At 56.8% G+C, this 25334-nt stretch carries 18 protein-coding genes; 2 read left to right on the top strand and 16 right to left on the bottom strand.

All coding sequences use genetic code 11. The features are described from left to right. Positions 1 to 13 precede the first annotated feature (13 nt). Genes astB through A6A26_RS14340 form a run of 4 tightly spaced genes read right to left on the bottom strand, consistent with a single transcriptional unit; the run spans position 14 to position 5050 of the window. Positions 14 to 1339 (bottom strand): N-succinylarginine dihydrolase, encoded by a 1326-nt coding sequence (gene astB, locus A6A26_RS14355; RefSeq protein ID WP_063879356.1) that lies wholly within the window; start codon positions 1337 to 1339, stop codon positions 14 to 16. Beyond that, complete coding sequence (gene astD / locus A6A26_RS14350) at positions 1336 to 2805, bottom strand: succinylglutamate-semialdehyde dehydrogenase (RefSeq protein ID WP_063879355.1); 1470 nt, start codon at positions 2803 to 2805, stop codon at positions 1336 to 1338. Before astD ends, astB begins: the two co-directional genes overlap by 4 nt. Continuing rightward, on the bottom strand, positions 2802 to 3833 hold the full coding sequence (astA, locus tag A6A26_RS14345) for an arginine N-succinyltransferase (protein ID WP_063879354.1): 1032 nt from the start codon (positions 3831 to 3833) through the stop codon (positions 2802 to 2804). The genes astD and astA overlap by 4 nt, the downstream gene beginning before the upstream one ends. Further along, on the bottom strand, positions 3830 to 5050 hold the full coding sequence (locus A6A26_RS14340; RefSeq protein WP_063879353.1) for an aspartate aminotransferase family protein: 1221 nt from the start codon (positions 5048 to 5050) through the stop codon (positions 3830 to 3832). Before A6A26_RS14340 ends, astA begins: the two co-directional genes overlap by 4 nt. Positions 5051 to 5937: 887 nt before the next feature. On the opposite strand from A6A26_RS14340, the gene A6A26_RS14335 reads away from it, so the two are divergent. Continuing rightward, positions 5938 to 7023, top strand: a complete 1086-nt coding sequence (locus tag A6A26_RS14335) for a porin (RefSeq protein ID WP_063879352.1) — start codon at positions 5938 to 5940, stop codon at positions 7021 to 7023. A gap of 453 nt (positions 7024 to 7476) precedes the next feature. On the opposite strand, the gene A6A26_RS14330 is transcribed toward A6A26_RS14335, so the two are convergent. The 7 genes from A6A26_RS14330 to A6A26_RS14300 form a co-directional block, all read right to left on the bottom strand. Further along, a complete protein-coding gene (locus A6A26_RS14330; RefSeq protein WP_063879351.1) occupies positions 7477 to 8940 on the bottom strand; it encodes a YchO/YchP family invasin in 1464 nt (487 codons plus the stop codon). Between the two features lie 138 nt (positions 8941 to 9078). After that, on the bottom strand, positions 9079 to 9873 hold the full coding sequence (locus tag A6A26_RS14325; protein ID WP_063879350.1) for a glucose 1-dehydrogenase: 795 nt from the start codon (positions 9871 to 9873) through the stop codon (positions 9079 to 9081). A 12-nt stretch (positions 9874 to 9885) separates the two neighbouring features. Next, entirely contained in the window at positions 9886 to 10953 is a 1068-nt protein-coding gene (locus A6A26_RS14320; protein ID WP_063879349.1) for an ABC transporter permease, read from the bottom strand. A 17-nt stretch (positions 10954 to 10970) separates the two neighbouring features. Beyond that, positions 10971 to 12497, bottom strand: coding sequence for a sugar ABC transporter ATP-binding protein (locus A6A26_RS14315; RefSeq protein WP_063879348.1), 1527 nt, complete (start codon positions 12495 to 12497; stop codon positions 10971 to 10973). Between the two features lie 10 nt (positions 12498 to 12507). After that, positions 12508 to 13119, bottom strand: a complete 612-nt coding sequence (locus tag A6A26_RS14310) for a DUF2291 family protein (protein ID WP_063879347.1) — start codon at positions 13117 to 13119, stop codon at positions 12508 to 12510. 45 nt (positions 13120 to 13164) lie between these two features. Then, complete coding sequence (locus A6A26_RS14305) at positions 13165 to 14100, bottom strand: D-ribose ABC transporter substrate-binding protein (protein ID WP_063879346.1); 936 nt, start codon at positions 14098 to 14100, stop codon at positions 13165 to 13167. A 55-nt stretch (positions 14101 to 14155) separates the two neighbouring features. Beyond that, positions 14156 to 14950, bottom strand: coding sequence for a GolD/DthD family dehydrogenase (locus tag A6A26_RS14300; RefSeq protein WP_063879345.1), 795 nt, complete (start codon positions 14948 to 14950; stop codon positions 14156 to 14158). Between the two features lie 342 nt (positions 14951 to 15292). On the opposite strand from A6A26_RS14300, the gene A6A26_RS14295 reads away from it, so the two are divergent. Then, positions 15293 to 16105 (top strand): DeoR/GlpR family DNA-binding transcription regulator, encoded by an 813-nt coding sequence (locus tag A6A26_RS14295; RefSeq protein WP_063879344.1) that lies wholly within the window; start codon positions 15293 to 15295, stop codon positions 16103 to 16105. Between the two features lie 31 nt (positions 16106 to 16136). Here A6A26_RS14295 and cobA read toward each other — a convergent pair whose 3' ends face one another. From cobA to ntrB, 5 genes are read right to left on the bottom strand one after another with little or no spacing between them, the layout of a single operon-like run. Continuing rightward, on the bottom strand, positions 16137 to 16958 hold the full coding sequence (gene cobA / locus A6A26_RS14290; protein ID WP_063879343.1) for a uroporphyrinogen-III C-methyltransferase: 822 nt from the start codon (positions 16956 to 16958) through the stop codon (positions 16137 to 16139). Beyond that, entirely contained in the window at positions 16955 to 19576 is a 2622-nt protein-coding gene (locus A6A26_RS14285; protein ID WP_063879342.1) for a nitrate reductase, read from the bottom strand. The genes cobA and A6A26_RS14285 overlap by 4 nt, the downstream gene beginning before the upstream one ends. Next, positions 19573 to 23646: a nitrite reductase large subunit NirB gene (nirB, locus tag A6A26_RS14280; RefSeq protein WP_074181014.1), complete on the bottom strand. Its 4074-nt coding sequence runs from the start codon at positions 23644 to 23646 to the stop codon at positions 19573 to 19575. The genes A6A26_RS14285 and nirB overlap by 4 nt, the downstream gene beginning before the upstream one ends. A gap of 10 nt (positions 23647 to 23656) precedes the next feature. Then, a complete protein-coding gene (locus A6A26_RS14275) occupies positions 23657 to 24445 on the bottom strand; it encodes an ABC transporter ATP-binding protein (RefSeq protein WP_063879341.1) in 789 nt (262 codons plus the stop codon). A gap of 10 nt (positions 24446 to 24455) precedes the next feature. Further along, on the bottom strand, positions 24456 to 25328 hold the full coding sequence (gene ntrB, locus A6A26_RS14270) for a nitrate ABC transporter permease (RefSeq protein ID WP_063879340.1): 873 nt from the start codon (positions 25326 to 25328) through the stop codon (positions 24456 to 24458). Positions 25329 to 25334 lie beyond the last annotated feature (6 nt).

The following is a 25334-nucleotide window of genomic DNA, read 5'->3' as shown; positions in this document are numbered from 1 at the left end:
GGCAACGCCTGCTTCACTGCTGAAATGCATACACATTTCCTAAGTCTAGCAGCCTGGTCAATTCATCAAGGGCAACCCGCCCTTCTTGCAGCAATTGCGGATCGCCTAAATCGTCTTGCGTTAATCTGTCACGGTAGTGGCGATCGACCCACTGATTTAGCGAAGTAAACAGGCGATCGTTCATCAGTACCGCAGGGTTAACGGCCCGTTGCTCATCTGGCGTTAATACCACGCGCAGACGCAGGCAGGCAGGGCCACCGCCATTATGCATACTTTCACGCAGATCAAACACCTGTAATGACTGTAAGGGTCCCTCGCTTTCCACCTGCTCACGCAGATAATCCCAAACGCCCTGATGCTGGCGTGACTCTTCAGGCAGCACCAGCATCATACTGCCGTCGGCACGGGTAAGAAGCTGGCTGTTAAACAGGTAAGTATTGACCGCATCCTGAACGGAAACACGTGCGCTGGGCACTTCAAGGGCGACAAAGCCCGGAACACGTTCACGCAGACGGTTCAGCAACCCGGGCTGATCGACAAAGGCCTGCTGATGGCAGAACAGCATCTGCTGATTGCTGACCGCGATCACATCATTGTGAAAAACGCCCTGATCGATGACCAGGGGATTTTGCTGAGCGAAAATCACCTGGTCAGGCGCAAGCTGGTGTAAACGTGCGACGGCTTCGCTGGCCTCACGGGTTTGCCGCGCAGGATAGCGCTGCGGGGCCGCGCCAGACGAGTTATCGCGACCGTAGATAAACAACTGTATTCCGACATCGCCATAGTCCCCGCCAAGGCGGTTATGATTAGCGGCACCCTCGTCGCCGAACATGGCCACCTGGGGCAGCGCCTCATGGACGGTGAAGTGATGGGGATCGCGAAATATCGCCCGCAACAATGCCGTCGTTTCAGGCGCTTCAATTGCACGGTGAAATTTATTATTGAGATTCGCCACGGTGAGATGAACGCGGTGGTCGGCGCTGTCGGCAGAAGGCGAAACCGTGGCGGCGTTAGCCACCCACATCGCCGAGGCCGAGCTGGCCGCTGACAACAGTGCGGGTGCGGTTCTCCCGGCTTTTTCCAGTACCTGCGCATCACTGCCGCTAAACCCCAACTGGCGCAGTACCGCGATATTGGGCCGCTCATGAGGCGGGATCACACCCTGAACAAAACCCATATCCGCCAGGGCTTTCATTTTCAGCAAGCCCTGCTTTGCCGCCAGGCGTGGATTTGAGGGTTGCCGCTGGTTGCGCGTCGAGGCTTCATTACCAAACGACAGCCCCGCATAATGGTGCGTCAGCCCGACCAGCCCGTCGAAATTCGCTTCAATGGCTTTCATGAACGCGCTCCTTGCGGCGAAAAGTCCAGGCCCGGTGACAAAACATCAGGCAACGTAAGCTGAGACGATTCCAGCGAAGCCATCGGCCAGGCGCAGTAATCGGCCGCATACCAGGCACTGGCACGATGGTTACCCGATGCACCGATACCGCCGAAGGGTGCCGTGCTGGCAGCGCCCGTCAGGGGCTTATTCCAGTTCACGATCCCGGCACGCGCTTCCAGCAGCAGCTGTTCAAACTGCGCGCGAGACGGCGAAATCAACCCGCATGACAGCCCATAGCGTGTCTGGTTGGCCAGACGAATGGCCTGCGGATAATCGTCATAACGAATCACGCCCAGCAACGGCCCGAACACCTCTTCATCGGGCACATTGTCTACCTCGGTCAGGTCGATAATCCCCGGCGTTAACAACGCCTGTTGACGATCGGGCCAACGCATCTCCAGCAGCACCTTGCCGCCCATCGCCACGCGCTGCTGCCATTCGGCATAAATCTTTTCGGCAGCGGCGCAGGAAATCACACTGCCCATAAAGGGTTGCGGATCGGCATTCCAGGCGCCGGGCTGCAGCCGGGCGGCCACCTCGACCAGACGTTGCAGAAAAGCATCGCCCGCCGCACCGCGCCGCACCAGCAGACGGCGGGCGCAGGTACAGCGCTGACCTGCCGTAATAAATGCCGACTGAATGGCAATATGTACTGCACCATCCGTGTCCGCAGGGTCCTCAACGATCAAGGCATTGTTGCCGCCCATCTCCAGCGCCAGCATTTTTTCCGGTTGCCCGGCAAACTGACGATGTAACTGATAGCCGGTGTGCGCGCTGCCGGTAAACAGCAGTCCGTCGATGTCCGGTTCCGCCGCCAGTGCCTGACCGGTTTCACGACCGCCCTGAAGCAGCCCAATGACACCGGCCGGCACGCCCGCCGCCAGCCACAGCTGAAGAGTTTTCTCTGCGGTAGCCGGCGTCAGTTCACTCGGTTTAAACACCACGCAATTCCCGGCCAGTAAGGCAGGTACGATGTGCCCGTTGGGCAAATGCCCCGGAAAGTTATAGGGGCCAAAGACCGCCAGCACGCCATGAGGACGGTGGCGCAGGGCGCTCTCACCCTGCTGCTGTTCACCGGTGCGCTGATGGTAAGCTTTCACTGAAATGGCGATTTTATTGATCATCGCCGTGACTTCCGTCAGGGCTTCCCAGCGTGGTTTTCCCGTTTCCTGGGCGATGATCTCGGCCAGCGCCGTTTTGTGCGCCTCAAGCTGTGCCGCAAAGCGTTCCAAAATGGCCTGACGCGCGGTAAAAGGCTGTCGTGCCCATGCCGGAAACGCCGCCCGCGCCGCCTGACAGGCCGCGCTTACCTGCTCTGACGAGGCGGCTAACCCTTGCCACAGCAGGTCGCCACTCACCGGGTCCTGTTTTGTAAAGCGCCCTGACTCGCCGTTGATCCAGTGTCCGTTGATAAGGTGCGTCATGCTTTTTTCTCCTCACTGCACAGCGTGACCACGCGCAGGCTGTCGCCCGGCTGGCACTGTAATGCCTGCAGTTGTTCATCATTGAGCTGAATACGTTGCGTGGTCGGATCAACCGGTAAAAGTGCCACGCGAAACTGGTGATAATCGGTATTCGCCACTAAACAGAGCGGCGCATTCTGCTGTACATCACCTTTTTGTACGGTAAGCAACCGGCTCTCGCGCACTGCACGAATGTCATCGATATCGCACTCCAGCGTCGGGCCGCCATCGAAGATGTCGATATACTGGCGATAGCGAAAGCCTTCGGCTTCCAGCACCGTACGCGCGGGTGCAGTTTTAGGATGTACCTGACCGATCACGGCCTGCGCTTCCGGCGTGAGGTAGTGCAGATAAAGCGGATGTTTTGGCATCAGTTCGGCAATAAAGGCTTTTTGCCCGGTGCCACTGAGAAAATCGGCTTTGCGGAATTCCATAGAGAAGAAGTGGATGCCTACGCTGTCCCAAAACGGTGAGTGTCCCTGCTCATCACTCACGCCGCGCATTTCGGCGACCACCCGCGCCATAAAGTGTTCGCGGAAATTCGCCATAAACAGAAAGCGTGATTTCGACAACAGGTAACCGTTTTTGCCATCGCGGTAGTCGGCATCCAGGAACAACGTGCAGAGTTCGCTGCTGCCAGTATGATCGTTACTTAAGGATAAGGTCGGTAAGGCGGCGTAAACGTTCAGCTCTTTCGAGGCGTGCACCTGTGTTCCTACACGAAAGTTATACCAGGGTTCCTGAAGCCCAACCGCCACCTCAATGGCGCAGATCCCCACCGCGCGGTTATCGTGACTGTCGGCCAGCACGAACACATAGCCCTGCTCGGCACGCGGCAACGTGCCCTGCCAGGTTTGTAGCGAGCGTTCGATTCGTGCCTGTAAGGTGGCGCTGTCAACCGGCAACGAGGTCAATCCCCCGCCCGTTTTGGCCGCCAGTTCCATCAGCTGGCTGAGATCGTCCCGCTCAACCGGACGGATCACCATCATGATGCGTTTCCCTGTAGCAGGTGTTCACAGGCCTGGGCAAAGCGTGCCATACCGGTCTTCACTTCCTGTTCGCTGATGTTCAGTGCAGGCGCGAAGCGCACCACGTTAGCACCAGCAATCAGCACCATAACGCCCTGCTCGGCAGCCGCGAGATTGATCTGTTTCGCTTTACCGGCAAAGTCGTCGCTGAGCACAGCACCAATCAGTAAGCCCAACCCGCGAACCTCTTTAAACAGGTGCAGGCGTTGATTGAGGTCGTCCAGTGCCGCCACAATCCAGGCATGACGCTGCGCGACGCCGTCCATCACTTCAGGCCGGTTAATCAGTTCCATGACTTTTCCGGCCACCGCACCCGCCAGCGGATTGCCGCCATAGGTGGTGCCATGAGTGCCTACGCCCATCACCTGAGCCAGATCTTCTCGCGTCAGCATGGCACCAATAGGGAAGCCACCGCCCAGTGCCTTGGCGCTGGTCAGCACGTCTGGCGTTACGCCATAGTGCATATAGGCGTACAGCGCGCCGGTGCGTCCCACGCCGCTCTGCACTTCGTCAAAAATGAGCAACGCCTGATGTTTATCACACAACTCACGCAACCCACGCAGGAACGCGGGTTCAGCAGGCACAACGCCCCCTTCCCCCTGGATCGGTTCGACAATCACGGCGCAGGTACTGTCGTTAATCAGGGCAGCCGCAGAGGCAAGATCATTAAATGTGGCATGCTGAATGTCAGCAGGCAGCGGCGCAAAATCGTTGGAATAGGCTGGCTGACCGCCTGCAGAAACCGTAAACAGGGTGCGCCCATGAAAGGCATTCTTAAACGCCACGATGCCGCTTTTATGCATTCCAACCCTGTCGTGTGCTACCTTGCGGGCCAGCTTAAGCGCCGCTTCGTTGGCCTCGGCACCGGAGTTACAAAAGAAAACCCGGTCGGCAAAGGTGGCATCAATCAGCTGTTTGGCCAGGCGTAAAACGGGTTCATTCGTATAACCGTTGCCGGTGTGCCACAGCCGTGAGGCCTGATCCTGAAGCACCTGCTGGAGCGCCGGATGCGCATGCCCGAGAGCGTTGACCGCGATGCCGCCTGCGAAGTCGATATAGTCTTTCCCCTGCTGATCCCAGACGGTAGATCCCTCCGCACGTACCGGTACGAAACTCGCGGGTGCATAAACGGGCATCATCCATTGATCAAAATCATGACGCGAAACCTGCAGTGACATAACCCTTCTCCTGTTCCCCAGCGGGTAACGTAATTGTTTGTTAATTGTTAAAAATGTAATGAATCTGGCCCTACTCTAGTTTGCAGATAGCGTGCCAGCCAAGGACTAAAATGCATAAAACGGATTGCCTGACGAAATATCAATAGGTTACAAAAGGCCATCATTCACTTTATTTGCATAAATAGTGAATAATTATCTTAACGGGGGCCGATAGCAGAGCTTTTTAAAGCGGAATTATGCAATGGCGGGATGAAATATCGCTTTTGTGATCGCTGATAAATTATCCGCTCAAAAACGTGCAGAAACCGCCCCAAAATGGGGCAGTTGCCTGTGTGTAGTGCAGACTGTGGTCAATATCCGTAAAAAAGTAAACGCAATAAGCCGAGTAATAACCCAGGTTATTACTGGCGGGTGATTAAAATATGCTCTCTTTATTTGTTTAAATATACTTATGCGAAGCCGTTAATATTGTTTCCCGGGTTATCATCAGAACATTAATAAATTATTTAGAACTGGATAAATTATTAATAAGCGCGCTAATGATTAGATGGAAAATCTTTATTGTTTATTTATCATACAAAATGCGTTTATTTTTCAAGCAAGATCGCTGGTGTTATCATTTTTTTGCCATATTGCTTTATCCCTTCCCGATGAAATCAACAATCCCCTGTTTTATATGCCTTTTTATCCTTTGCATTGCTAATGGGGTCATAAGAAAAAACACTGACAGGCGCACCATGGCCGCCGAATTGGCTTTATTGAGATTTAGTTCCCCTGGGTACACATTTAGTTACACTTATTGCGCTAGGCTGAATTAACAATTTGTGTCATTTTCTTTTCACCCCAAAAGAGGGGAAATAATAATATAACCACAGGGTAAATAATAAATGATGAAGCGCACATTAGTGGCGGCATTAATGCCGTTACTGATCGGTCTGTCTACTGCTCAGGCCGCACAGATTTATAATAAAGACGGGAATAAGCTGGATATTCAAGGCAAGGTTAACGTACTGCGTTATTTTTCTGACGATAAGTCAAATAATAGCGACGCCAGTTATACACGCTTAGGTTTCAAAGGTGAAACGTCCATCGCCGATCAGCTAACCGGTTACGGTTTCTGGCAATATCAGTACAGCCTGAAAAACTCTGAAGGCAGTGACGCGAACAGCGGCAACAAAACTCGTCTGGGCTATGCTGGCCTGAAATATGGCGCGCTGGGATCGCTGGACTACGGTCGTAACTACGGTCTGGTCTATGACGCGCTGGGCTATACCGATATGCTGCCCGTGTTTGGCGGCGATTCTGCTAACTCAGATGCATTCCTGAGCCTGCGCTCGGGCGGCCTGCTGACCTGGCGCAACAAAGACTTCTTTGGTCTGGTAAAAGGCTGGAACGTTGCTGCGCAGTATGAAGGCAAAAATGACCGCACCAGCACCCAGGACAATGGCCTTGAAGTACGTCGTTCTAACGGCGATGGCTTTGCCCTGTCAACGTCCTACGACTTTGACTTTGGTCTGAGCTTTGTCGGTTCCTATGCCAGCCTGAACCGCATAGCAGCACAAAATACCGCCACATTTGGCCGGGGTAATAAAGCTCAGCTGTGGGCAACAGCGGTAAAATACGATGCTAACCAGATCTATCTGGCAGCCATGTATGGTGAAACCCTCAATGCTACACCCATGCCAGTTTCCAACGGTTTTGCCAACAAAACACAAAACACGGAAGTGGTCGCGCAGTATCAGTTCCTGAATGGCTTGCGTCCGTCTGTGGGCTATGTCGCGTCAAAAGCGAAAGATCTTGAAGGGATTGGCGAGGCTGATCTGTACAAATATACGGCGTTAGGTGCGACCTACTACTTTAACAAAAACATGTCAGTCTATGCCGAGTACAAAATCAACCTGCTGAAGAAAAACAACCCGTTAGGTCTGGCAACAGACGACGTGACGGGCGTAGGTATGACCTACCAGTTCTGATAAATCACCCTCATTGTTCAACGGCCCGGCCTGTGTCTGACGGGCCGTTTTTCTTTAGAACACGGCATATCAGCGGCAATCGATAAAAGCGATTCGGCTGCATCGGCCCGCTCCCCCGCCTTTCACGCCTTTCACGCCTTTCACGCCTTTCACGCAGGTAGATTTCAATATCGATGCAGATTGTTCCATCGGCAAAGGGTCATTTTTATCCCCAAACAGCATCCCCGCTCGTCTGCCTGCGTAGCCAGCGACAAAACATGCAGGAAATAAACTTCGCTTCCTGCTACGTCATCGCGTGCAGGTCAGGTGCCAGGGCAACAGGCGGATCACCCAGAGATCGGGTAGATGACGAATCATGTTATGCAGACAGGTCGTGGTTTGGCTGCTTCTGCGAAAGCTAGTACGTAATTTCCAGCGAAAAAAGCATGACGCAAATCACACTTTATTTTGCCGTTATTCCGTGAAGCTCAGCCCGCTGGCGGAGGACGACATTGTTCCGCCAGGCGGTTCATCCATCGACAAAGGCGGTTTAACTTGCAGGGTGATCCAGTTTGACGTTACGCGTTGCTGTTTACTGTCTTCCACCGTGACTGACAAACGGTACTCATTGCTGGCACCCGGCGTGCTGTCCCAGGGCGGAACAATCACGCTCCAGCCGTCGGTCACATTATTATTTGGCGGCGATGTCAGGCTCAGCGCCTGGGTGTCCCCTTGCCAGCTAAGCGACTTAATCGCGTTACTGGCGCGCAGCTGAAGCTTAAGCGGTACGCTTTCGCCAGGATTGAGCTGCCAGGGTGGCGTCGCCAGGAAAACCGATAACGTCTTACGCTGCCGGTAAGCCATCACCGGGTTTTGGCTACGCGTAACGGTGTCGTAGCGACTGCCGCGCAACGAACGCACTTCGGCCACGTTGTTGGCATCCAACTGCTTGCTCAGCGCCACACCAAAGCGATAGTTAAGTTTCAGGCCAAGCTGGTCCTGGCTCTCACCGGCACTGCTGGTTTTATGGCTGGCCGAGAAGGTCACCAGTGGCACCGGCGTATAAGACAGCCCAAGCGAAAGCGCGGCCGGATTATGGTAGCGATTGCCGCTGTTAAACAGGTCAACCTTTTCGCCAAGGTATTGCTGATAACTGAATGACACACCCAGTTGACGGTAAAAAGGCAAATAGCTTTGGCTGGTAATGTCGTAGCCTTCGGCCATGCGATATTGTTGGCTGTCACCGCGATTACGCCATCCCGACAGCGGATGATAGTAGTTAGCAGACAACCGCAGATTGCTGCTCCAGGCCTCGGTGCCGACTGACGCACGCTGAAGTCCACTGCGAAAACTGCGATCGATAAAACCGTTATATCCCACCAACCAGTTGCCCGCGTCCCAGCGCTGACCCAGCCCCGCATTGCCTACCACACCTTCAACGGAGTCATGAAGCCCGAGCTGACTGAACGTCAGAGAGTGATTTCTGTCGGCGAGCGGGCTAAACAGATTGCCGCCGGTGCCCTCAAAGTTACCGTCCATATCGACGTTTAAGTTGAACTCGGCGTTGCCATAAGGTGACAGTAGAGACTGGCCTTCATTCTCAACCCGCGTAGCCACTTCATCGCGCAGTCGTTCAAAAGCCCACTGCCCGGCCTGCTCGCCCAGGGTTAAATCACTGCTGCTTTCGCTGGCTTCCGCGATGCTTTTGGCCGCCTTCGCCAGCCTTTCGCTCCATTCGTTGTTATCTTCGACGTTGCCCAAAGAAGGAAGGTCGTCCAGTGAATGTTGAAAGCGCGCAGGATCGCCAAAGGGGGTTTCTGGCACCTGATTGTCCGTTTGCAGCGCACCGGCAGGCAGCGCTACAAGCGTGGTCAGTGAAGCCAGAAAGAAAGTCACAGGTTTAAGCATCAAATCATTACGTCCGGGCAGAAAAATCATCAGGTGGTTTTCTGAAAGAAAAACAAAACCAGCGCTGATTATTTTAGCATAATGTGACCCAGATTCATGACTTGACTCGATATTTGTGCTGAAGGCAGCCACCGACCCTGTGCACAGCGGGCCGGTAGCAACCCGGTTTTAGGAAAATATCAGCCCGCCATCCACATTCACGGTTTGCCCGGTGATGTAACGCGCATCATCCGATGCGAGAAAAGCCACCAGCCCTGCGACGTCCTGAGGTTGCCCGGCCCGCTTAAGAGGAATGTTCTCCACCCACTCCGCCATCAGCTCGCCTTTAGCGTAGGTCTTATGCTCCGTGCTGAGAATTTCGCCCCAGACGCGATCGTTGTAATCCCACATTTCACTTTCAATGATGCCAGGGCAAAACGCATTGACCGTAATATTCCAGCGCGCCAGCTCCAGCGCCAGGCTTTGCGTAATGCCAATCACCCCCATCTTGCTGGCAGCGTAGTGCGGCGTATAGATAAAGCCTTTGCGCCCCTGGCCTGAAGAGGTATTAATCAGGCTGCCGCCGTTTTGCTGCACCATGTATTTGGCGGCTTCACGACAGCACAGCCAGACACCCGTGGTGTTCACAGCCAGCACGCGTTCGAAATCGCTTTTGGGCATGTTGTCAAAAGTATCAATGGTAATCACACCTGCATTTTGAATGGAGACGTCGATCCGGCCAAAGCGCTCAAATGCCTGCTGATACACCTGCTGCACTTCGCCTTCATCGGTTACATCCACCTGCAGGGCCAGAATCGAGGCGGCAAGGGGCCGCAGGCTGTCGGCCGTGGCAAATACGCGTTCGGAATTGGACAACATCACCAGGTTTGCACCCTCGCGGGCAAAGCGGGCAGCAATGCCTGCGCCAATACCGCGGCAGGCACCGGTGATCACCACCGTTTTTCCATTGAAATCTCGGGTCATTGTTCTCTCCTGTTATCCATGACGGATGTCAGCTTGCCGCGTCACTGGCTGCTTTTTTTCATGACGGCGCAGTAATATCACTTTGCTTTGTAAACGCTGCTGGAACTGGTCAATCACCACGGCGGTCACAATCACCACGCCCTTGATCACCATCTGCCAGAAATCACTGACGCCCATCATCACCATGCCATCGGCCAGAAAAACGATAACGAAGGCACCGATAATGGAACCTGATACGCGCCCGCGTCCCCCGGCCAGCGCCGTTCCGCCGAGCACCGTGGCGCCGATGGCGTCCATCTCAAACATATTGCCCGTCATGGGATGCGCGGTCTGTAACTGAGAAGCCACCACCAACCCCACTAATCCCGCGCACAGCCCGGAAAAGGCATAAACAAACACTTTCACTTTGATAATGGGCACGCCCGCCAGCCGCGCTGCCGACTCGTTACCGCCGGTGGCATAGATATAGCGCCCAAGCGGCGTTTTACGCGTCAGGTACAGGCCAAGAAGTAAAAAGCCAATCATCAGCCAGATGGGAATAAACACCCCGAGCACGGTGCCAGAACCCAGTAATGAGAAGCCGGTATTGCCCAGCGCCGGAATGCCCACCAGATTGGCGTAGGTCGCACCATCGTTAAACAGCAGCGCCGCGCCGCGGGCGACATACATCATGCCCAGTGTGCAGATAAAGGGTGCTACGCCAAGCCGGGTAATCATCGCGCCGTTAACCATGCCGACCAGCATCCCGAACAGCGCCACGACGAGAATCACTTCCGGCACGTTAAGAAACAGCCGATCCCCGCCCCACAGCGGCACGCCCACAGTGAGTAAGGCACCCGCCACCATGCCACAGATCCCGGCAACGGCCCCGACCGACAGGTCGATGCCACCAGTCAGGATCACCAGCGTCATACCAATTGCCAGCAGCCCGGTAATCGCCACATGCTGGGTCATAATCAGCAGGTTCGACGGCGTAAGAAAATTAGGCACCATTACGCTAAAAAAGCCGACCACGATCAGCAGCGCAATAAAGGTGCGCGCCTTGAGTAAGTACATGTACAGCAGATATTTTTGGTTCATCTTATTCTCCAGCAACCTCAGGCTTGCGGGGTGGACGCGCTAATCAGTTTTTCGCGCGTAGCATCGGCACGGGGCAGATCGGCAGTAATGCGACCATCGGCCATCACCAGAATCCGGTCAGCAAGCGCCATGACCTCATCCAGTTCCGACGAAGAAAACATCACCGCCAGCCCCTGCTGCGCCAGTTTGCCAATCAGGTGATAAACATCGGTCTTGGCACCCACATCAATGCCGCGGGTAGGCTCATCCAACAGCACCACCTTTGGCCCGGTCATCAAGGCTTTTCCCAGTACCACTTTCTGCTGGTTTCCGCCGCTTAACGCACTGATGGGTAACTCGCTGTCGCTGACTTTAATCGCCAGGTGCTGAATCATTTCATTCACACGCTGCCGCTCTTTGTCAGGATGCACGATGCCCAGCGCGCGTCGAAAGCCGCGCAGGCTGAGACTGGAGAGCGTCATGTTAGCGGTGATCGACATCAGTTCGATAACGCCTTCACCTTTACGATCCTCAGGCACCAAGGTGATACCGCGCTTAAGGCGCTGCTGAAAACTGCAGTTGTCCAACCGCTGACCGCTTAACTGGATATCCCCGCTCTGACAAGGCAGTAATCCTGTAAGTCCCTTGAACAGCTCGGTTCGCCCGGCCCCCAGCAGGCCATAAATCCCTATCACTTCCCCCTTGTGCAGGCTAAAGCTCACCGCGTTGAGCCGGTAGCCACCGTTTTGATGCAGGGCGGTCAGGCCATTCACCTGCAGCACCCTGTCGCCCTGAGGAGCGGGTTGATAGTCAAAATGTTTTTTCTTGTCCCCGACCATTTGCGCAATGATCCAGGGCACGCTGACGTCGCGCACTTCACGCGCGGCGATAAAACGGCCATCCCGAAAAATCGTAATGTGGTCGCCAATCTCCATCAGCTCCTCCAGCCGATGCGAGATATAGATGATGGTGACGCCGCGTCGCTTGAGCTGTTCAATGACGTTGAACAGCACTTTGACCTCTGACTGACTCAGGGCGCTGGTCGGCTCATCCATAATCAGCACGCGTGTATCTTTCGACAGCGCGCGGGCAATCTCGACCAACTGTTGATGACCAATGCCCAACGCATCCAGCGCAGCATAGGGATCGACGTCCAGCTCCAGCCGTTCCAGCAAGGCTTTTGCCAGCTGATACTGATACTTTTCGTTGATAACGCCGCGCTGGAAGAACTCGTTGGCGATAAAGATGTTGTCCATCACATTCATATTCGGGAACAGGTTCAGCTCCTGAAAGATGATGCTGATGCCCAGTTTTTCGGCCTGTTGGGTGGAATGCAGCCTGACAGGTTTGCCATCCAGCAAAATGTCGCCAGACGACGGACTTTCCACCCCTGCCAGCATCTTCATCATGGTGGATTTACCGGCTCCATTTTCCCCGATGAGCACATTGACCTTGTTGCGATAAACCCGATAGTTAACCTGATCAAGGGCGGTCACGCCCGGATAGACCCGCGACAGGCCCCGCGTCTCAATAATGACGTCGTCTTGCTGCTCAGTAACCTGCATGATCAACTCCTTACTGACGCGTGATGTGGGCTGGCGTGATATCGGGTAGCGTATGCGGGATATCCCAGCTGCTAAAAACGCCCACCACGTTAACCCGGTCACCGGGTTTTACCCCGGCGTTGTGCATCATGATGACCGCCTGCTGATTGATGGCTTTGCCAAAGTCGCTGAACAGCACCTGATCGTTAAAGTCCTGATAGCTGGCCCCTTTGTAGGCATCCCGCAATGCCGTTCCGCGAATGATCGGCCCAACCTGAACCGTGACAGTGTCACCTGATGCGTCTTTAATTTTCATTTTGCCGTTGCGCGAGGTGGTATCCAGCGCGGTGACTTCCCCGCTCACGCTGACGCTAAATATGCAGGGATTCTCGCTCTGCGCCCGATAGCCCAGCGCGCGACAGACGCTGTCCAGATCCTTCTCTGACTGCAGGCGCTGTGTGAACTCACTCAGCGGTTTCGCCTGCGCGACGATTTGTGGCACTAACGTCTGCTGCCAGAGTTGATTGATATGGGCCATATGGGGATTGGGTGGGTTCTTAAGATCCGCCAGTTCCTGCTGCGACACAATGCGACAGCCACCGAGCGCCATCACGATCGGTATCAGCCAGAGTCGGTTGTACATGACATTCTCCCTGGCGCCCGTCAGTACGGGCGCGACAACGATGGATTACGACTTGTAGTTAAAGTCCTGTACGTTTTTTGCATTTTCCGGTGTGATCAAAATGCCGCGAAACATCACGCGCTGTTTCTCCGGTTTCGTGCCTTTCTGGATATAGTTATCCAGGTCTGTCACGCCCTGAGCCGCGATCGCCTGCGCCTGTAACATCACGGTGGCTTTTAACGTTCCGGCCTGTACCGCATCGCGTTCATCGTTGCTGCCATCAATTCCCACTACTACCACGTCGTTGCGTCCGGCCGCTTTCAGCGCGGCGATAGCACCTAGCGCCACCGGGCCGTTACCGCAGATAACCCCTTTCACATCCGGGTGAGCCTGAAGAATACTGTCCATAATGCGCTTGCCATCGATGAGTGTGCCTTTGGCATCCTGGCGCGCAACGCTCTGCATATCGGGATACTGTTCCAGCACCTGGTGAAAGGATTTTGAACGGGTGACGCAGTTGTTGTCCGCGAGGTTGCAGGTCAGCTCGGCGTATTTCCCTTTTTCCCCCATCTTCTCGACAAACACATTGGCCACATCGGAACCGGCCTGGAAGTTATTGTGGGTAATTTGCTCCAGCGCCACATCGTCCACCGGAATTTCACGGTTGATCAGCACCACTGGAATACCGGCCTGTTTGGCTTTTTGGATGGCTGCCACGCTGGCCGTGGAGTCCGCGTTGTCCAGGATAATGCCCTGCACTTTTTTGCCAATAGCCGCATCAATCAGTTCATTTTGCTTCTTCACGTCTTCCCCGTGAGAGAGCACCGAGGTCTTGTAGCCCAGTTCCTGGGCTTTCATATTCGCGCCCTTCGCCTCGGAGGCGTAATAGGGGTTATCCAGTGAGTTAACCAAAATCATGATGGTGCCTTTTTCAACCGCCAGCGCGGTGTGAGAAAACAAACAGGCGGCAAGCGTGGTGCAGAGCAACGTCGTTTTTTTCATGGTGTGTCTCGCTATTGTTGTTATGGCAGGGGGAAACGGACGCCTGGCGGTGGCCTTACCAGATGGTAAAGCCACCGTCGATCATCAGATCGGCACCGGTAATCATGTCGCTGCCGTTGCTGGCAAAAAACAGCACGGCAGCGGCAATCTCGTCGGTATAGGCAAAGCGACCTAAAGGGATCAGTTTTTTCATTTCGGTGCCCTTCTCGCCGCGCCAGGCTTTTTCACCCATAGGGGTGAGCACCACGGTGGGCGACAGGGTATTAACGTTAATCCGGTGCGGGGCGAACTCTTTCGCCATCACTTTGGTCATGCCCAGCAAACCGGCTTTGGCAGAGGTGTAAGCAACGTGGTTGTCGATGGCGATGGACGCCGCCTGTGAGGCGATATTAATGATTTTGCCGCCGTTTCCGGCGTTGACCATACGTTTGCCCGCGGCCTGTGAGCAAAGAAACGGCCCGGTCAGGTTCACGGCGATCTGTTTTTGCCATTCGGCAAAATCGGTTTCCAGCACCGGCTGAAGCATCACGTAGCCGGCACAGTTCACCAGAATGTCGAGATGACCGTAGTGTTCAACAATGGCATCGAAAGCCTGCTCAACGTCGGCAGGATCGGTTACATCGCAGCAAATAAACTGCACCTGTCCGGCCAGGGCTGCGCGCGCGCTGTCGACCTTATCCGCTTCAAAGGGCGGATAAAGCAGCGCCAGGCTCGCCCCTTTCTCCAGCAGCATCTGATTACTGGCCATGGCGATACCGCCCAGCCCGCCCGTTACCACGGCCACTTTGCCGCTCAGGTTCATTGTGGTATCTACGCCATAGCGCAGGTTAACGTCATATTCACCGCTCATCCGCCTGTCCTCTTTGGTATTTTATTTGCCGCATTCATTTTCGAACAAAAATATAAGCTATCGAATTGATGGTTAATGTGGCTAAGATCAAATTTCGCAACACTGCCTGTCTGACGGCTTCATTCGGTTAAAAGCGCGTGATCGCGGTTGCTAACGGGTAGGAAGAGAGGGATTACACTGCTGTAGCGGATGCAAAAGTCATGAAAAGTGACGCACATACACTTTCGAACGAAAATTAACATCTTTATTTGCCGACTCGCAAAGGCGAAACCTGCGGGTTAAACTCTGCGACAACGCGTTATCGCCATAAGCCCGATGCGATTAAAAGAGGGAGCGTTTCGATTGAAAAGCAAAACTGAGCAGTTAGCTGAAATGCAACAGCGCCGAGAAAAGATCCTGGAGATGATTCGGGAAGACGGAACGGTGACGGTAAAAGCGCTGACGAAGACGTTCGGACTGACCGAAGCCACGCTGCGCACCGACCTGCGGATGCTGCAAAAGCAGGGCTTTGTGCAGCGTTATCACGGCGGCGCGACCCTGATGACGGGCAAGCAGAATACCGGCCTGCTGCAGCTGGAACGTCAGACCCACATGGAAGAAAAAGACGCGATTGGACGCCTGGCAGCCCAGCATATCGAAAACGGTGATACGGTGATTTTCGATTCCGGTACCACCACCACGGCTATCGCCGATGCCATCAGCCATATCCGGCGTTTATCGGTGGTGACGACCGCCGTGAATATCGCCCTGAAGCTGGGCGGCGAGCCAGGGATCAATGTGCTGCTGACGGGCGGTACGTTTAAATTTCCGACGCTTTCGACCTCCGGTGACAAGGCCGCCAGCTTCTTTGAGAATGTGCTGTCGGAGAAGCTGTTTCTCGCCACCGCCTGTATCTCGCCACGTCTCGGCCTGAGCTTTCCCAGCGAAACCGATATCAAAGTGAAAATGGCGATGATCAAATCCGCCAGCACCGTCTACGTGGTGGCCGACTCCAGTAAGATTGATAAAGTGTCGATGTTTGCGCTCCCCTGCGACTGGAGCCATATTCATTACCTGATTACTGACAGCGGGATCAGTCAGGCCCACATCAGCGCGTTTGAAGCGCTGGGCGTGAAGGTTCTGGTCGCACCGCTACCCGCTCGCCGTGCCCCCTGATGTCACCGCGCATCCGGTCACAATCTGGCTATCACGCCTGGCGGATAGCCGCCTCTGTACAGTGTTGGGCAAGCAGATCGGCACGGTAGTAGCGGACGACATCGCCAACAATCAGCAATGAAGGGGAAACCGGTTGTTGCTGCGCAATGGTCTCCGGCAGCCCTGCCAGCGTGGTGATCAGCACCCGCTGATCCTGGCGCGTGCCGTTTTCAATAATCGCTACTGGCGTATCCTCCCTGCGACCGCACTCACACAACCGGGCGCTAATCACGCTGCTCCAGCTCAGCCCCATGTAAAACACCAGCGTCTGGTTAGTGGCTGAAAGTGCGGCGGCATCCAGTTGAGGCTCTCCGCTGCGTCCGTGTCCGGTGATAAAGCGCAGTGACTGAGCACAATCCCGATGCGTAAGCGGAATCCCGCTTGCGGCGGCGCACCCCACGGCGGCGGTGATACCAGGCACCACTTCGCAGACAATGTTGGCCTGCTGCAGGCTCACCATCTCTTCACCACCGCGACCAAAAATAAAGGGATCGCCGCCTTTTAGTCGAACGATGTTGCGCCCGCTGGTGGCCAGATCGACTAATAGTTGATTGATCTGTGCCTGTTTCAGGCCGTGATGACCGGGCCGTTTGCCGACGTCAATGCAAAGCGCACTGTCTGGCACTTCTGCCATGACCGCCTCACTGACCAGGCGATCATAGACCACCACTTCAGCACGGTGCAGCAAACGTAGCGCCTTCACCGTGAGTAGTTCGACATCTCCCGGTCCGGCACCCACTAACCAGACGCGTCCTGCGCTGGACGCCTTCTCAGGCGCCAGCAGTTTATCTAAAGCGTGTATTGCCAGCGTCATAATTCCTCCGGGACAGAGACGGAAAGCAGAAGGTGTTTTAGCTCCGGTAAGCAGGAGCCGCAGTTGGTGCCGCACTGGAGCGTTTTGCCCAGTGCCTGGGTGCTGTGGCAACCCTGGCTAATGGCATGCAATATCGTTTGTTCGCCTACGCCAAAACAGCTACAGATAAGGCGGCCAGTCGCAGGGCTCTGCGCCGCCTGCCCCGCCAGCAAGGCATGACGTTCAGCCGCGTCCGCGGGGGCCTGACGAAAGGCCAGGGCAACCAGATCGTGATCTACCTCGGGTAAACGCCGATCGGCATAAAATGCCAGTTGCAGCTCGCCTTCGCGCCATGCCAGCAGCCGGTAGCTGTGATCGCCCCCGCTGGCAGTTTGCAGCTGATAGCCTTCGAGGTTGAACTGAGACGCCAGCCAGCGCTGCGGCGTGGCCTCTCCGGCCACCACAAAACGTTGCGAACCGGCGTACGGCGTACGCGCCCAGTAGCGCAGTGCGGCGGGCGCGGTACTGTCGCGCTGCCAGAGCCAGCCCTGCCAGCAGGTTACTAACGGCTGGATGCGCACTGCCGTTTGTTTAAAGGCAGGCTGGGCCGAAACCGGACAGCGGGTCGATGCGACGACGCCACCGACATTGCCTTGCAGGCTGAACTGGCGGTTCCAGTGCATCGGCACAAAGAGTTCACCGCGCCGTAGGCCGCTGTCCAGCGTCACGCGCACCACCATCCATCCCCATTCTGACTGCACGCGCGCCAGCGCCCCGGCAGACAAGCCATAACGGCGCGCCTCTTCGGGATGCAAGGCGGCAAAAGGCTCGTCACAGTGCTGCATCAGGCGAGGCACCAGCCCGGTGCGCGTCATGGTGTGCCACTGATCGCGTATGCGCCCCGTGTTCATCAGTAAGGGATAACGGGCATTGCGCACCAACGGCGACGGCGTGGCCGGTGGCAGCAGCCGTGCCTTGCCATCGGCATGATAAAAACGCCGGTCGCTGAACAGCCGGGCACAGCCTTGCGGATGTTGAGCATTGATCGGCCACTGTATTGGCGTCAGCGCATCCCACTCGGCATCGCTGAGCTGCGCCAGGCCGCTGATATCGAAGGCGCGTTCGCCGTGGTTCTCAAAGCCGGACAGCGCCGCGTGCTCGCGGAAGATCGCCGCCGGATGGGTCCAGTTAAATGCCTGGGCGAAGCCAAGCCGCTGCGCCACCTGCGCCAGTAGCCACCAGTCGGGTTTGGCCTCCCCGGCGGGTGCAACAAATGCGCGCTGGCGGGAAATACGTCGTTCAGAATTGGTCACGGTGCCGTTTTTTTCGCCCCAGCCCTGGGCAGGTAACAGAATATGGGCAAAGGCTGTGGTATCCGTTTGCGCCAGCACGTCGGAGACGATCACCAGCGGACAGTTGGCCAGCGCCCGCGCCACGCGGTTGCCTTCCGGCATTGACACCGCCGGATTGGTTCCCATGATCCAGACGGCTTTCACCTCACCTCGCTCAATCGCGTCAAACAGCGCCACCGCGGTCAGCCCGGGCTGGCGCGCCATGGTCGGGCTGTGCCAGAAACGCTGTACACGATCGCAGTCCGCTTCGTTAAAGCTCATGTGCGCCGCCAGCTGGTTGGCTAAGCCGCCCACTTCACGTCCGCCCATCGCATTGGGCTGGCCGGTGAGTGAAAATGGCCCACAGCCGGGACGGCCTATTTTTCCGCTGAGAAGATGCGCATTAATTATCGCATTGTTATTGTCACTGCCGCTCTGTGACTGGTTGATACCCATGCACCACAACGTCAGGACACGGTCACGCCGGGCAAACAGCTGATAAAAGGCCACCACCTGCTCCTCGGTCAGATCACAGTGTTCAGCGACCTCGGCAATGCCCCACTGGCTGGCGGCCTGCAGGGTGGTTTCAACGCCGTCCAGATGTGGCAACATCGTCGCATCTATTCCCTGATGCTGCGTCAGCCAGTGCAGTAAGCCCGAAAACAGCGCCGGATCGCTGCCCGGGCGCAGCGGCAGGTGGACATCAGCGATGTCACAGCTGGCGGTGCGACGGGGATCGATCACCACCACCTGCATCTCAGGCCGTTGCTGTTTTGCCTGTTTCAGGCGCTGAAAAATCACCGGATGTGCCCAGGCTGCGTTAGAGCCGACCATGACGATCGCATCGGCCTGATCCAGATCCTCATAACAGCACGGCACCGCATCCGCTCCGAGCGCGCGCTTGTAGCCCACCACCGCAGAAGCCATACACAGTCGCGAGTTGGTGTCGATATTTGCGACGCCAAGAAAGCCTTTCATCAGCTTGTTCGCCACGTAGTAATCTTCCGTGAGCAGCTGGCCTGAACCGTAAAAAGCCACCGCCTCTGGGCCATGCTCCGCGATAATCTGCCGGAGTCCATCGGCGGCGGCATCCAGCGCTGCCGCCATGCTGACCGGCTGTTGGTTAATTTGGGGATGCAGTAAGCGTCCTGTCCGGGTCAGGGTTTCCCCCAGCGCCGTCCCTTTAACGCACAGCCGCCCGAGATTGGCAGGATGCAACGGATCGCCACTCACCTGTGCAGATTCGCTGTGATTCAGTGTCACCTCGACGCCACAGCCCACGCCGCAATAGGCACAGGTGGTTTTCATGATGCCTGCGCCATGAGGTTCAGTGGACGGTTGGCGACCCAAACCTGACCGGCTTCCAGTTTCACCGGCCAGCAACGCAGCTGGTGCTGCGGGTTATCCAGACTTTGCCCGTCACGCAGGCGCACGCGCTGTTTGTAGATCGGTGAAATGACCACAGGTTCACCCGCCACATCGCCAAGGATGCCACGGGACAGGACGCTGGCATCGCTGCCTGGCTCGCGATCTTCCAGTGCGTAACAGTCGTTGCCAAAGCGGAACAGCGCAATACGGACGCTGCCAAGCCGTGCACCGATTCCCGCACCGGCGGGGATCGCCTCCAGGGAACACACCGCGCTCCAGGGGTCAGCGGGCAGATGCATCAGCGGAATGCCGGTCGCCGTATGCGGCTGACGCTGACCGCGTACGCGGGCATAGTGCAGCGTTTCATCCGGATGATCGCTGTTCACCGTCGCGGTAAACAGCGCCCGCCGCGAGGGTTCAGCCAGCGTGGTCTGCCATTCACACTGGTAGGTGTCCACGACCTGCTGCATCTCCTGCTCCAGCTGCGCCGCGATACCGAGGCTGTCGTTGATCACCACATCGCGCAGGTAATCCAGTCCGCCTTCCATGTTATCCATCCAGACGCTGGTGCGCTGCAAGCGATCTGCCGTCCGCACGTAGAACATCAGAATGCGATCGACATACTGGATCAGGGTTTCATCATCCAGATCGCTGGCAAACAGCTCCGCATGGCGCGGCTTCATGCCGCCATTGCCGCAAACATACAGGTTCCAGCCCTTTTCCGTGGCGATCACCCCAATGTCTTTGCTCTGCGCTTCCGCACATTCACGGGTACAACCCGAGACGGCCATCTTGATTTTATGCGGTGCGCGCAGGCCCTTATAACGGTTCTCCAGCGCGATGGCGAAGGCCGTCGAATCCTGCACGCCATAGCGACACCAGGTGGAGCCCACGCAGGATTTTACCGTACGCAGCGATTTACCGTAGGCATGGCCGGTTTCAAAACCTGCCGCCAGCAGGGTTTCCCAGATGTCGGGCAGCTGATCCAGCCGTGCGCCAAACAGGTCGATACGCTGACCGCCGGTGATTTTGGTGTAGAGGTCGTAACGCGCCGCCACTTCGCCAATGGCGATCAACCCCTGTGGGGTGATCTCACCACCCGGTACGCGCGGCACGACCGAATAGGTGCCATCTTTCTGGATATTGGCGAAGTAACGATCGTTGGTATCCTGAAGCGGCAGATGGGCCGGTTTCAGTAAATAATCATTCCAGCACGAGGCCAGCAGTGACCCAACCAGCGGTTTACAGATCTCGCAACCACAGCCACGTCCGTGGCTCGCCAGCAGATCATCAAAGGTTTTGATTTCATTGATGCGGATCAGGTGGTACAGCGCCTGACGTGAATAGGCGAAGTGTTCGCAGATATCTTTTTTCACCTCAACGCCCAGGTTTTCCAACTGGAACTCCATCACCTGCTTCACTAATGCCGAACAACCCCCACAGCCCGTTGCGGCTTTCGTGCAGCTTTTAATGCTGGCCATATCGCTACAGCCGCTCTGCACCGCGCTACAGATATCGCCTTTGCTCACATTGTGGCAGGAGCAGACCTGGGCGCTGTCGGGCAGCGTGGCCACGCCCAGCCCTTTGACCGGAGCGCCGTTCAGCGCAGGCAGAATCAACCCTTCCGGGGAATCCGGCAGCGGCATGGCGTTTAACATCATTTGCAGCAGCGTGGCATAGTCGCTGCTGTCGCCGACCAGCACCCCGCCCAGCAGCAGTTTGCTGTCGGCACTGACCACGATTTTCTTGTAAATGCCTTTCGGACCATCGGCCCAGTGGTAGCTCAGGCTGCCTGCCGTTTTGCCGTGCGCATCACCAAAGGAGGCGACATCCACGCCCAGCAGCTTCAGTTTGGTGCTCATATCGGCACCGCTGAACCGGGCCGGTTCGTCCGCCAGATGCCCGGCCAGCACGCGCGCCATCTGATAGCCCGGCGCCACCAGACCAAAAATCTGTCCGTTCCACAGGGCACATTCGCCGATGGCATAAATGTCATCGTCGCTGGTCTGGCAGACGTCATTGATCTCAATGCCACCGCGCGGGCCAACACCGATCCCGGCACTACGGGCCAGCTCATCACGCGGCCGGATGCCCGCCGAGAACAGCACCAGATCGGTCGCCAGTTCACCGCCATCGGCAAAGCGTAGCACCAGGCTCCCGTCGGGCTGGGTCTCAATCTGTTCGGTCTGCTTCGAGGTGTGAACTGTCACGCCCAGCGCGTCAATTTTCTGCCGCAGCATCAGCGCGCCGCCCTCGTCCAGCTGCACCGCCATCAGGCGTGGCGCAAACTCAACCACATGGGTTTCCAGCCCCAGCTGTTTCAGCGCGTTGGCCGCTTCCAGCCCCAGCAGGCCGCCGCCGATGACCACACCGCGCTGACTTTTGTCGGCACAGGCCGCGATCGCATCCAGATCGTCCAGCGTGCGGTAAACAAAGCAGCGCTCGCCCTCGTGCCCTGGCACCGGCGGCACAAACGCCCGTGAGCCGGTCGCCAGCACCAGTTTGTCCCAGCACAGTGCTTTGCCGTCGCTGTCGCGCAGGCTGCGCTGTTGCCGATCGATCGCCTCGACCCGGCAACCGCTGCGCAGTTCAATGTCGTGTTGGGCAAAAAAGTCCTCAGCGACCAGCGAGAGCTGCGCGGCATTTTTGCCGGTGAAGTATTCAGAAAGGTGCACCCGATCGTAGGCCGAATGGCGCTCTTGACCGTACACCACAATGTGATAATGCTGATGCAGACCACGCGCCACCAGCTGTTCCAGAAAATGGTGACTGACCATGCCGTGGCCCACGACGGCTAATACAGGTTTAGAGTGATTCATCGCGGAGTTTCCTGCAGCCTGCGGCTGCGTTTCAGGTTCATCAAGGCCAAACAAGGTATTCATTGAGACCTGCCTGGCGTTATGCAGTGTGTTAAGCAACGCGGCACCCTGCTGGCTGTCGCCATACAACAGCACCCCATTCAGCCGTCCGTGCTGCAGAAAAAGACGTCGATAGTGTCCGGAAAGCGGATCGAAACTGGTGATTGACGGGGCTTCACGAATATCGCCCGCGCTGAACAGCGAAATGCCGCTGACCTTGAGACGCGTGCCGGTGGCTTCGCTGTAGAAATCGGCCTGCGGACAACCGGCCAGCTGCGCTGCCAGTACCTCTGCCTGCGCCAGACAAGGCGCAACCAGACCAAAGGTTTCTCCGCTGATTTCACAGCATTCGCCTACCGCATAAATACCAGCGTGCGCGCTGCGTAACTGCCGGTCCACCAGGATGCCGTGCTGGCAGGGAATGCCCGATGCCTGCGCCAACGCGGTTTCTGGCTGCACGCCAATCGCGATAACGACCTGTTGCGCTGCCAGTTGACGCCCATCGTTAAGCAGCACGGACTGCGGGCCAATTGCGGCGATACTGCTATTCAGCTCACAGCGGATACCGCGCGCGCTGAGCTGAGCCAGCAGTAATTCTCCCGCCCTGGCGTCCAGTTGCCTGTCCAGTAAACGCGACTGACGATGCACCAGCGTCACCTGGCGTCCCTGCGCCCGAAGCGCTGCCGCGGCCTCAATGCCCAGAAATCCACCACCGGCTACCACGACCGGACCGCTGCCAGCCAGCAGTGCATCCACATCCTCCAGCGTGCGAAAAGCCGTGACATGAGGCAGATCGATACCTGCCACCTGCGGCATGCGCGGCTGCGATCCGGTCGCCAGAATCAAACGATCCCAGTGCAGCAGGCGCTGCCGGGTCCGCAAGGTGCGCCCAGCCACATCGACCTGCTCCGCCGTTTCTCCGGTCAGTAAGCGAATGCCATGGCGTGCGTACCAGTCAGGGCCGTGAATCAGGATTTGCTCAACGGTTTTTTCGCCGGCCAGCAGCGGCGACAACAGCACCCGGTTATAGTTACCCTGCGGTTCACGGCCAATGACCGTAATGTCATAACGCGTCGGCGCCAGCTGCAACAGCGTTTCCACCGTGTGCATGCCCGCCATCCCATTACCGACCACCAGCAGCCGTTGTCTCATGGTGTAATCCTTACGCCGCCGACGTCTGTTTTTCGTAGAGAAAATGCAGCACTTTCTGGCGCAGCTGGTGATAACGCGCATCCTCTGCCAGCGCCACCCGCGAACGCGGTCGCGCCAGATCGACCTTAAGGATGTCGCCAACCTGGGCGGCCGGGCCATTGGTCATCATCAGAACCCGATCAGAGAGCAGCACCGCTTCATCCACGTCGTGGGTAATCAGTACGATGGTGGTATTCAACTCCTGCTGAATACGCATCACGCTGTCCTGCAGGTGCGCGCGCGTTAAGGCATCCAGTGCACCGAAAGGCTCGTCGAGTAATAAAACGCGCGGCTTCATTGCCAGGGCGCGGGCGATGCCGACGCGCTGCTTCATCCCGCCGGAGATCTCACCGGGGCGCTTGTGCATGGCATGGCTCATTTGCACCCGGTTCAGGTTGTGCTCGATCCAGTCATGCATCTCCGCCTTGTGCATCTTGCCTTTGAAAACCTGCTGCACCGCCAGCTCCACGTTCTGAAACGCCGTCAGCCACGGCAGCAGAGAGTGGTTCTGAAACACCACCGCCCGCTCAGGGCCAGGGCCGGTCACTTCACGGTTATCACACAGCAGCACGCCGCTGGTGGGTCGGGTTAAGCCCGCAATCAGGTTCAGCAGGGTTGATTTACCGCAGCCGGAATGACCGATCAGGCTCAGCGTTTCCCCCTGATGGATATCGAAACTGACGTTATCGAGCGCCAGGAAATCCCCGCCGGAGGTGGTAAAACGCTGGCTGACCTGCTGTACGCGAATGATAGGTTGCATGGTGTTCTCCTTATTTATCCCAGCTAAAACGACGCGCCAGCAGCATCAGTCCCTGCTCAAGCAGCAGGCCAACCACGCCAATCAGCAGAATGGCAATCAGGATGTTTTCCACGTTCAGATTGTTCCATTCGTTCCAGATCCAGAAGCCAATCCCCAGACCACCGGTCAGCATCTCGGCCGCAACAATCACCAGCCAGGCAATGCCAATGGAGAGGCGCACGCCGGTAAGCACGGCAGGCAACACGGCAGGAAACAGGATGCGGCGCATAACAGTCCATTCGGAGAGCTGCAGCACGCGCGCCACGTTGAGGTAATCCTGCGGGATGCGCTGCACGCCTTCAGCGGTGTTGATGATCATCGGCCAGATCGAACAGATAAAAATGGTCCAGCTTGAGGCCGGTTCCGCGCGCTGGAACAGCAGCAGGCCGATAGGCAACCAGGCCAGCGGGCTGACCGGGCGCAGCAAGGCGATGATGGGATTGAACATCCGCGCGACAAAGGTGAAGCGACCCAGCAGAAAGCCAGCGGGAATACCCACCAGCGCCGCCAGACCAAATCCAACAGCCACACGTTGCAGCGAGGCCAGGACGTTCCAGCCGATGCCCTGATCGTTGGGGCCGTTGTTATAAAAGGGATCGGCGAACAGAATTTTAGCCGCCTCCCAGGTGGCGTAAGGCCCGGGAAAGCCCTGGCTGTACAGCGCGGCGATCTGCCACACCAGAAGCAGGAGCAGAACGCCGCACAGCACCGGAATCGCGCGCTGTAACAACGGACGTAAGCGCGCAGGCGGTCGTACTTTTTTAGGCGTAACCTGAAGGGGAACTACCGTTGCCTGGCTGGGCGCGGTTACCGGCTGCGCCAGTGGACGAGTCTGGGTTTTCATCACGGC

The sequence above is a fragment of the Pantoea sp. OXWO6B1 genome, from assembly GCF_001641135.1.
Lineage (GTDB): Bacteria > Pseudomonadota > Gammaproteobacteria > Enterobacterales > Enterobacteriaceae > Pantoea > Pantoea allii.
The sequence above is the reverse complement of the archived record's forward strand: the minus strand, read 5'-3'. Positions and strand labels throughout refer to the sequence as shown.

Excerpts from the sequence above, each read along its gene's own strand:
- A6A26_RS14330 (WP_063879351.1), bottom strand. The coding sequence starts at position 8,940 with ATGATTTTTCTGCCCGGACGTAATGATTTGATGCTTAAACCTGTGACT.
- A6A26_RS14320 (WP_063879349.1), bottom strand. The coding sequence starts at position 10,953 with ATGAACCAAAAATATCTGCTGTACATGTACTTACTCAAGGCGCGCACC.
- A6A26_RS14310 (WP_063879347.1), bottom strand. The coding sequence starts at position 13,119 with ATGTACAACCGACTCTGGCTGATACCGATCGTGATGGCGCTCGGTGGC.
- nirB (WP_074181014.1), bottom strand. The coding sequence starts at position 23,646 with ATGAGACAACGGCTGCTGGTGGTCGGTAATGGGATGGCGGGCATGCAC.
- A6A26_RS14305 (WP_063879346.1), bottom strand. The coding sequence starts at position 14,100 with ATGAAAAAAACGACGTTGCTCTGCACCACGCTTGCCGCCTGTTTGTTT.
- A6A26_RS14275 (WP_063879341.1), bottom strand. The coding sequence starts at position 24,445 with ATGCAACCTATCATTCGCGTACAGCAGGTCAGCCAGCGTTTTACCACC.
- ntrB (WP_063879340.1), bottom strand. The coding sequence starts at position 25,328 with ATGAAAACCCAGACTCGTCCACTGGCGCAGCCGGTAACCGCGCCCAGC.
- A6A26_RS14315 (WP_063879348.1), bottom strand. The coding sequence starts at position 12,497 with ATGCAGGTTACTGAGCAGCAAGACGACGTCATTATTGAGACGCGGGGC.
- astA (WP_063879354.1), bottom strand. The coding sequence starts at position 3,833 with ATGATGGTGATCCGTCCGGTTGAGCGGGACGATCTCAGCCAGCTGATG.
- astB (WP_063879356.1), bottom strand. The coding sequence starts at position 1,339 with ATGAAAGCCATTGAAGCGAATTTCGACGGGCTGGTCGGGCTGACGCAC.
- A6A26_RS14340 (WP_063879353.1), bottom strand. The coding sequence starts at position 5,050 with ATGTCACTGCAGGTTTCGCGTCATGATTTTGATCAATGGATGATGCCC.
- A6A26_RS14285 (WP_063879342.1), bottom strand. The coding sequence starts at position 19,576 with ATGAAAACCACCTGTGCCTATTGCGGCGTGGGCTGTGGCGTCGAGGTG.
- A6A26_RS14300 (WP_063879345.1), bottom strand. The coding sequence starts at position 14,950 with ATGAGCGGTGAATATGACGTTAACCTGCGCTATGGCGTAGATACCACA.
- A6A26_RS14335 (WP_063879352.1), top strand. The coding sequence starts at position 5,938 with ATGATGAAGCGCACATTAGTGGCGGCATTAATGCCGTTACTGATCGGT.
- A6A26_RS14325 (WP_063879350.1), bottom strand. The coding sequence starts at position 9,873 with ATGACCCGAGATTTCAATGGAAAAACGGTGGTGATCACCGGTGCCTGC.
- astD (WP_063879355.1), bottom strand. The coding sequence starts at position 2,805 with ATGACGCACCTTATCAACGGACACTGGATCAACGGCGAGTCAGGGCGC.
- cobA (WP_063879343.1), bottom strand. The coding sequence starts at position 16,958 with ATGACGCTGGCAATACACGCTTTAGATAAACTGCTGGCGCCTGAGAAG.